This is a genomic window from Pseudomonas sp. NPDC090201, assembly GCF_044746825.1.
Lineage (GTDB): Bacteria > Pseudomonadota > Gammaproteobacteria > Pseudomonadales > Pseudomonadaceae > Aquipseudomonas > Aquipseudomonas putida_AD.
This window is the reverse complement of sequence record NZ_JBIVCX010000020.1, coordinates 44,918-51,980: the sequence shown is the minus strand read 5'-3', so window position 1 is coordinate 51,980 and position 7,063 is coordinate 44,918. Positions and strand designations below refer to the sequence as shown.

The 7,063-nt window shown below is 61.1% G+C and carries 8 protein-coding genes; 6 read left to right on the top strand and 2 right to left on the bottom strand.

Annotated elements, in window-relative coordinates:
• Positions 1-398 precede the first annotated feature (398 nt).
• On the bottom strand, positions 399-650 hold the full coding sequence (oprI, locus tag ACIPOO_RS27255; protein WP_025113130.1) for an outer membrane lipoprotei OprI: 252 nt from the start codon (positions 648-650) through the stop codon (positions 399-401).
• Positions 651-1,333: 683 nt separating this feature from the next.
• Here oprI and ACIPOO_RS27250 point away from each other — a divergent pair.
• Complete coding sequence (locus ACIPOO_RS27250) at positions 1,334-1,615, top strand: GNAT family N-acetyltransferase (RefSeq protein WP_274136801.1); 282 nt, start codon at positions 1,334-1,336, stop codon at positions 1,613-1,615.
• 73 nt (positions 1,616-1,688) lie between these two features.
• Here the strand turns inward: ACIPOO_RS27250 and ACIPOO_RS27245 are convergent, their stop codons facing one another.
• Positions 1,689-2,765, bottom strand: coding sequence for a 3-deoxy-7-phosphoheptulonate synthase (locus ACIPOO_RS27245; RefSeq protein WP_274136803.1), 1,077 nt, complete (start codon positions 2,763-2,765; stop codon positions 1,689-1,691).
• 256 nt (positions 2,766-3,021) lie between these two features.
• Here ACIPOO_RS27245 and ACIPOO_RS27240 point away from each other — a divergent pair, with 256 nt between their 5' ends.
• The 5 genes from ACIPOO_RS27240 to cysB all read left to right on the top strand — a co-directional run bounded on the left by ACIPOO_RS27240 (position 3,022) and on the right by cysB (position 7,014).
• Entirely contained in the window at positions 3,022-3,357 is a 336-nt protein-coding gene (locus tag ACIPOO_RS27240) for a thioredoxin family protein (RefSeq protein WP_274136805.1), read from the top strand.
• A gap of 26 nt (positions 3,358-3,383) precedes the next feature.
• A complete protein-coding gene (locus tag ACIPOO_RS27235) occupies positions 3,384-4,343 on the top strand; it encodes a putative 2-dehydropantoate 2-reductase (protein ID WP_400611155.1) in 960 nt (319 codons plus the stop codon).
• A gap of 39 nt (positions 4,344-4,382) precedes the next feature.
• Positions 4,383-5,285, top strand: coding sequence for a 5'-nucleotidase (locus tag ACIPOO_RS27230; RefSeq protein ID WP_400611153.1), 903 nt, complete (start codon positions 4,383-4,385; stop codon positions 5,283-5,285).
• A gap of 96 nt (positions 5,286-5,381) precedes the next feature.
• Positions 5,382-5,882 carry a universal stress protein gene (locus ACIPOO_RS27225; protein ID WP_274136807.1) on the top strand — a complete coding sequence of 167 codons (501 nt, stop codon included), beginning with the start codon at positions 5,382-5,384 and terminating at the stop codon, positions 5,880-5,882.
• Positions 5,883-6,039: 157 nt separating this feature from the next.
• A complete protein-coding gene (gene cysB / locus ACIPOO_RS27220; RefSeq protein ID WP_062382408.1) occupies positions 6,040-7,014 on the top strand; it encodes an HTH-type transcriptional regulator CysB in 975 nt (324 codons plus the stop codon).
• Positions 7,015-7,063: the final 49 nt, after the last annotated feature.

Below are 7,063 nucleotides of genomic sequence, written 5' to 3'. Positions count from 1 at the left end.
TTCCCTCGACTCCGGCGCCGTTCCGGGGGCACGCCGTGATGGGCCGTCCCTGGCCCGCACGGCTTTCGCGGCTTCCTGCCGCTCATCCCCCTGCACGACGCCTGCGCTCGGCCTGGCGCCTTGACGTCGCATTCTGCGGCGCCTGTGCCATCGCGCATGAAGATCAAAAGCCAGATCAAAATCTAAAGCACGCCACCGTCCCGTAGCAGCACGGCTTGCCGGCGGGGGCGTCCTCGAAATCGCCCCCGCCGGCAAGCCGTGCTGCTACGGGATCTGCGGTGTTTGTGCCTGGGTCGGTCCGTGCCGCATGCCCGGGATGACGCGTGCTTCCTCAAACCGCAGGCAATAAAAAAGCCGACCCGGAACCGGATCGGCTTATCAATAATCCCGAGGGATTATTACTTGCGGCTAGCCTTGTCCAGCATGCGCAGAGCACGCTCGTTGGCTTCGTCGGCAGTTTGCTGAGCTTTCTGAGCAGCAGCCAGAGCTTCGTCAGCCTTGCGGTAGGCTTCGTCAGCACGAGCTTGTGCACGAGCAGCTGCGTCTTCAGTAGCAGTCAGACGAGCTTCGGTTTCTTTGGATGCGCTGCTGCAACCGGTAGCCAGAACTGCGGCCAGGGCCAGAGCAGAGAATTTCAGAACGTTGTTCATCGTGTTCCCCTTAAAGGACTTCTATCAAATTAATCATCTCTCGAAAATGAGAAAATGACCGGCGTACATACTACCCATTGTTTGTAGTAAGTAAACGGACTAAGCGCAAGAACCGCATAAAATTCTTAGCTTTGAAAGCCTTCCGTGCGACTCCTCACGCTTTTTATCCGGAAAAAACCTCATGCTGTCAGGCAATTACGCTTGTCAGCAGGACGGGGGCGGACGGTTGTGCCGACAGGCTCCCGATGTCATCAGTGGGTCGAAAGTACTTCGTCCAGGCGGTGGCCAGGAGACGTTGAGCCACGTTGCAACCTTTTTTGTATAGACGATGATCGGCGAGGATGCTCGATTTTTGTTGCGTTGACGTGACTTTGACCCATGGATGCCGTCTTAACAGGCATTCTCCGGTGATCCGGGGCCTTCGTTGTGCCATCACGCCGGATACGCGGGCGGGCTTTTACTGCGGATTCACTTGAGCAGATTCCACAATGGTGCCTACTATTTGCAGGTGCTCGTTTGTTTGAGATCAGCAAGGCTCGTTCTCGGTGTCCAGACCAGGCACGGGGTGGCGTAGCAGGCAGTGCGCGAACGCAGAGGTGCGTTGGCCCTGACTGAAGAGGTTCCTTCGCCGGACAAACATCGGTAAGGTAGGGGTCAAAATCCAAGACCCGCGAGGAGTAGTGATGAGCGAGGCGCTGTCCATTCACCATGACAAGACCGGCCACCAGTTCGAAATCAACATCGACGGTCACCGGGCTTACCTGACGTACATGGATCTGGGGAAGCAGACCCTGGACATCTATCGTACCTTCGTGCCCAACGCCTTGCGCGGGCGCGGCATCGCGGCGGCCTTGACCGAAGTGGCCCTCGATTACGCCGAGAGCATGGGCTACACCGTGATTCCTTCCTGCTCCTACGTCGAACGCTACATGGAACGTCACCAGCGCCAGGCTGCGAAGATCTGAAGAAGAGCTGAAAAGCACTATCATAAAAAACGCCGAGCATTCGCTCGGCGTTGTCGTTTCAAGAACTGTGAAATCAGCCGCGCTTGCGCTTGGGCAACACGTCCTTGAGCTTGGCATGCATGCTGCGCAGGGTCTTCTCGGTGGTTTCCCAGTCGATGCAGGCGTCGGTGATCGAAACACCGTATTCCAGGTCCGCAAGGTCCTTCGGAATCGACTGCGCGCCCCATTTCAGGTGGCTTTCGACCATCAGGCCAATGATCGACTCGTTGCCTTCCAGAATCTGGTTGGCGACGTTTTCCATGACCAGAGGTTGCAGCGCCGGGTCCTTGTTGGAGTTGGCGTGGCTGGCGTCGACCATGATGTTCGGCTTGACCTTGGCCTTGGCCAGGGCCTGTTCGCACAGGGCGACGCTGACCGAGTCATAGTTGGGCTTGCCGTTGCCGCCGCGCAGCACCACGTGACCGTAGGCGTTGCCCTTGGTGGTGACGATGGACACGCCACCTTCCTGGTTGATACCCAGGAAGCGGTGCGGGCTGGAAACCGATTGCAGGGCGTTGATGGCAACGGTCAGGCCGCCGTCGGTGCCGTTCTTGAAGCCGACTGCCGAGGAAAGGCCCGAGGCCATCTCGCGGTGGGTCTGGGATTCGGTGGTGCGTGCGCCGATGGCCGACCAGCTGATCAGGTCCTGCAGGTACTGCGGGGAGATCGGGTCCAGCGCTTCGGTGGCGGTCGGCAGGCCTTTTTCAGCCAGGTCCAGCAGCAGCTGGCGGCCGATGTGCAGACCGTCCTGGATCTTGAAGGAGTCATCCAGGTACGGGTCGTTGATCAGGCCCTTCCAGCCGACCGTGGTGCGCGGCTTTTCGAAATAGACGCGCATCACCAGATACAGGGTGTCCGACAGCTCGGCGGCCAGGGCCTTGAGGCGCTCGGCGTATTCGTGAGCGGCCTTGATATCGTGGATCGAGCAGGGGCCGATCACGATGAACAGGCGGTGGTCCTTGCCATCGAGGATGTTGCGGATCACTTCGCGACCCTTGCTCACGGTGGCCTGTGCGGCGGCGGTGAGCGGGATTTCGCGCTTGAGCTGATCCGGCGTGATCAGTGTCTCGTTGGAGGCGACGTTAAGGTCGTCAATCGGTAAATCAGCCATCGTGTTACTCATCAGGTCACGGGTGCTGGCCGCCAACGGTCCCCGTGCGGCGGAGCCTAGCGTGATTGAGGGCAGCGGGGTGCCGAACCTTAGCGCGTTAACCCGTACTTCGACAATGGGTAAACTCAAGCTTTCGTCCGATGCAGCGGGCTTATCGCAACCGTTTGCCTGCCCAGGCGCGCACCGGGCCGCGCTTTGGCTTGCGGAGCGGGCGGGCAGTGCGGATATAGTGTGCGCAAGACCTGGGGAGATTGGCGTGGATCAACTGCAACTGACAGACTTCGATGTCGATCGACAACTGCTGACCCTGCCCGGCACATCGCTGCTTATCTTCACCGGCGCCGGTTGTTCCAGTTGCCGCTGGGCCCGACAGCATTTGCCGGAACAATCATTGCCCGTCGAGCGCCTGTGCTGGATCGACGCCGAGGAAAACGGCGGCGCGGTGCAGCGTTACGGGGTGTTCCACCTGCCTTCCGTGTTCGTTGTGCGTGACGGCGAATTCTACGGCGCCTTGCGCAGCCAGCTTTCTGCCCCAGCCATCATCGCTGGCCTGGATCAGGCGCTGGTCCGCGCGCCTGACGACTTGCCATGAATCCATAGCCTTGAAATGAGAGAGCCATGAGCGAAACCCTCCACACGCCCCGCATCGGCATTATCGGCACCGGCGCCATCGGCGGCTTTTATGGCCTGATGCTGGCACGCGCCGGCTTCGACGTGCATTTCCTGCTGCGCAGCGAGGTCAGCGCGGTGTCGCAGAACGGCCTGCACATAGACAGCCAGGTCCACGGGGCCTTGAGCCTGGAGAACGTCCAGGCCTACTCCTCGGCGGCCGACATGCCGCCCTGTGACTGGCTGCTGGTGGCCGCCAAATCCACCGGTACCGGCGGTGTGGCCCCGGCCATCGTGCAGGCGGCTGCGCCAGGGGCCAAGGTGTTGATGCTGCAGAATGGCCTGGCGGTCGAAGATGAACTGCGTGCGGTGCTGCCCGATTCGCTGCATGTGCTGGGCGGCCTGTGTTTCATCTGCGTGCATCGCACAGGGGCCGGCCAGATCACCCATCAGGCGTTCGGCGCGGTGAACATCGGTTACCACAGTGGCCCGGCCCCAAGCGATGCCGCGAGCCTCGAAATCGTGGAGCAGGGCGCCGCGCTGTTTCACGCCGCGGGGATCGAGTCGGTGGCCATGGCCAATCTGGGCAAGGCCCGCTGGCAGAAGCTGGTGTGGAATGTGCCTTACAACGGGCTTTCGGTATTGCTCAACGCCAGCACCACGCCGCTTATGGCCGATCCGGACAGCCGCGAACTGATCCAGGGGCTGATGGCCGAAGTGGTGCAGGGCGCCGAGGCCTGCGGGCATGTGCTGCCTGAAGGTTACGCGGCGCAGTTGTTCAAGGTCACCGAGCAGATGCCGGACTACCGCCCCAGCATGCACCATGACTTCACCGAAAAGCGCCCGCTGGAGCTTGACGCCATCTACGCAAAACCGCTGGCGGCCGCGCTGGCGGCGGGCTGCGACATGCCCAAGATTCGGGCCTTGTACCACGCGCTGGCGTTTATCGATCGGCAGAATCGCCGATAGCCAGGCACCTTGGGGGACAACATGGCCAACGACCTGACCATGAAAAGCGCAAGTAACAAGCTGGTTCTGGCGATTTCCTCGCGGGCGCTGTTCGATCTGCGGGAAAGCCACGCGATCTATGAACGGGACGGCGTGGCTGCCTATCGCCAGTACCAGATCGACCATGAAGACGAAGTGCTCGAGCCCGGGGATGCCTTCCTGCTGGTGGAAAAGCTGCTTAGCCTCAACACCAGCCTGACCCAGGCACGGGTCGAGGTGATTCTGGTGTCGCGCAACAGCGCCGACACCGGGCTTCGGGTGTTCAACTCGATTCAGCACTACGGCCTGGACATCTCCCGCGCCGCCTTTGTCGGTGGTCGCAGCCCGTTTCCGTATCTGGCGGCGTTTGGCAGCCATCTGTTTCTCTCCACCCACGCTGAAGACGTGCGCAGCGCACTGGATGCCGGTTTCGCTGCTGCGACCATTCTCTCCGGCGGCGCCCGGCGTGCAGCAAGCGCTGAGTTGCGGATTGCCTTCGACGGCGATGCGGTGCTGTTTTCCGACGAATCCGAGCGGGTCTATCAGTCGGGCGGTCTTGAGGCGTTTCAGGCCAGCGAGCGCGAGGCGGCGCGTCAACCCCTGCCCGGCGGGCCGTTCAAGCCGTTTCTTGCCGCGCTTAACCTGCTCCAGCGTGAATTCCCCGAGGAATCGTGCCCGATCCGCACCGCACTGGTCACCGCCCGCTCGGCCCCGGCCCATGAGCGCGTCATCCGCACCCTGCGCGAATGGAATATCCGGCTGGACGAGTCGCTCTTTCTGGGCGGTCTGGACAAGTCGGCCTTTCTGGAGGCCTTCGCCGCCGACGTGTTTTTCGACGATCAGCCGGGGCATTGTGAGCGTGCCCGGGAAGTCGTGGCCACCGGCCATGTCCCCCATGGCATCAGCAACGAGCTAAAACCCTGAACCTTTAGACCGGAAACTTGTATCAAGCCCGCCGATTCGTCCCGGCGCTGCTAAGCTGATCTGTGTCTGGGCCTTTGAAGGCTGGCAGGAGGTCACATGATTCGCTCGATGCTGTATGCCACGGACCTCGGTCTCTACGCGCCTTTTGTCCTGCAGCATGCACTGGCGCTGGCGCGCTCATTCGGGGCCGAGTTGCATGTGGTGCACGTCGTCGAGCCGATGGGGCTGTTCGCCGAATCCGTACTGCAGAGCTACCTGGCAGAGGACGTGTTGCGCGAGCTGCACAGTGAAGGCATCAACAACGTGATCGAAGGCATCGAGTCGTCCGTGCTCGCCGGTTTTCGTGATGAGTTGGGGGAGGGCAATCAGGATCTTGCGCTGATTCGCAGCGTGCGGGTGGTCCAGGGGGATCCGTCCAAAGTCATCCTCGAACAGGCGCAACGGCTGGAGGTCGATCTGCTGGTGGTGGGCAGTCACAGCCACGGTGCAGAAGGGGATACGCCGATCGGCCGCACGGCCGCGCGGATTCTGCAGCTTTCCCATGTACCTGTTTATATGGTCCCGATGGTGCAGAACCGCAGTGGCTCGTGGGCCTGAGGAGGACAGGCCGGGGGCGAGATAGAGGCTGCGTGCCATCAGATTCTGAAAATGCTGGCTAAAATTTATAAAAAGTTCTAACTTTGCCTTCTTGACCATTAATCCAGTTATATACCGTCGTGATGCCCGTGGCGTCTTCCGGCTTTGAGGGATACATATGAAGCTTCAGCAATTGCGCTACATCTGGGAAGTGGCGCACCACGACCTCAACGTTTCGGCGACGGCGCAGAGCCTTTACACCTCGCAGCCGGGCATCAGCAAGCAGATCCGTTTGCTGGAAGACGAACTGGGGGTCGAGGTTTTTGCACGCAGCGGCAAGCACCTCACACGTGTCACGCCGGCGGGGGAGCGGATCATTACCACTGCGGGGGAAATCCTGCGCAAGGTCGAGAGCATCAAGCAGATCGCCCAGGAATTCTCCAACGAGAAGAAAGGCACGCTCTCCATCGCGACCACCCACACCCAGGCACGTTATGCGCTGCCGCCGGTGATCAGCAATTTCATCAAGCAGTACCCCGACGTTGCGCTGCACATGCATCAGGGCTCGCCGATGCAGATCGCCGAGATGGCCGCTGATGGCACCGTGGATTTCGCCATCGCCACCGAAGCGCTGGAGCTGTTCGGCGATCTGGTGATGATGCCGTGCTACACCTGGAACCGCTGCGTGGTGGTGCCCCAGGGCCATCCGCTGACCAAGCTGCCCAAGCTTACGCTGGAAATCCTCGCCGAATACCCGATCGTCACTTACGTGTTCGGTTTCACCGGCCGCTCCAAGCTGGACGAAGCCTTCAGCCACCGTGGCCTGACCCCGAAAGTGGTGTTCACCGCCGCCGATGCCGACGTTATCAAGACGTATGTGCGCCTGGGCCTGGGTGTGGGCATCGTGGCCAAGATGGCGGTCGATCCGAAGCTGGACAGCGACCTGGTGGTACTCGATGCCAGCGAGCTGTTCGAGGCCAGCATCACCAAGATCGGCTTCCGTCGCGGCACTTTCCTGCGTGGCTTCATGTGCGACTTCATCGAGAAATTCGCCCCGCACCTGACCCGCGACGTCATGGCCAAGGCGATCCAGTGCCACAACAAGCAGGAGCTCGAAGAGCTGTTCGACGGCGTGGTGCTGCCCGAGCATTGATCCCCGTAGCCTGAACTCTGTAGGAGCGCGCTTGCCCGCGACGGCGTCG

Coding starts and splice junctions, on each gene's coding strand:
- oprI (WP_025113130.1), bottom strand. CDS start 650: ATGAACAACGTTCTGAAATTCTCTGCTCTGGCCCTGGCCGCAGTTCTG.
- ACIPOO_RS27230 (WP_400611153.1), top strand. CDS start 4,383: ATGAAAAGCGCAAGTAACAAGCTGGTTCTGGCGATTTCCTCGCGGGCG.
- ACIPOO_RS27235 (WP_400611155.1), top strand. CDS start 3,384: ATGAGCGAAACCCTCCACACGCCCCGCATCGGCATTATCGGCACCGGC.
- ACIPOO_RS27250 (WP_274136801.1), top strand. CDS start 1,334: ATGAGCGAGGCGCTGTCCATTCACCATGACAAGACCGGCCACCAGTTC.
- cysB (WP_062382408.1), top strand. CDS start 6,040: ATGAAGCTTCAGCAATTGCGCTACATCTGGGAAGTGGCGCACCACGAC.
- ACIPOO_RS27225 (WP_274136807.1), top strand. CDS start 5,382: ATGATTCGCTCGATGCTGTATGCCACGGACCTCGGTCTCTACGCGCCT.
- ACIPOO_RS27245 (WP_274136803.1), bottom strand. CDS start 2,765: ATGGCTGATTTACCGATTGACGACCTTAACGTCGCCTCCAACGAGACA.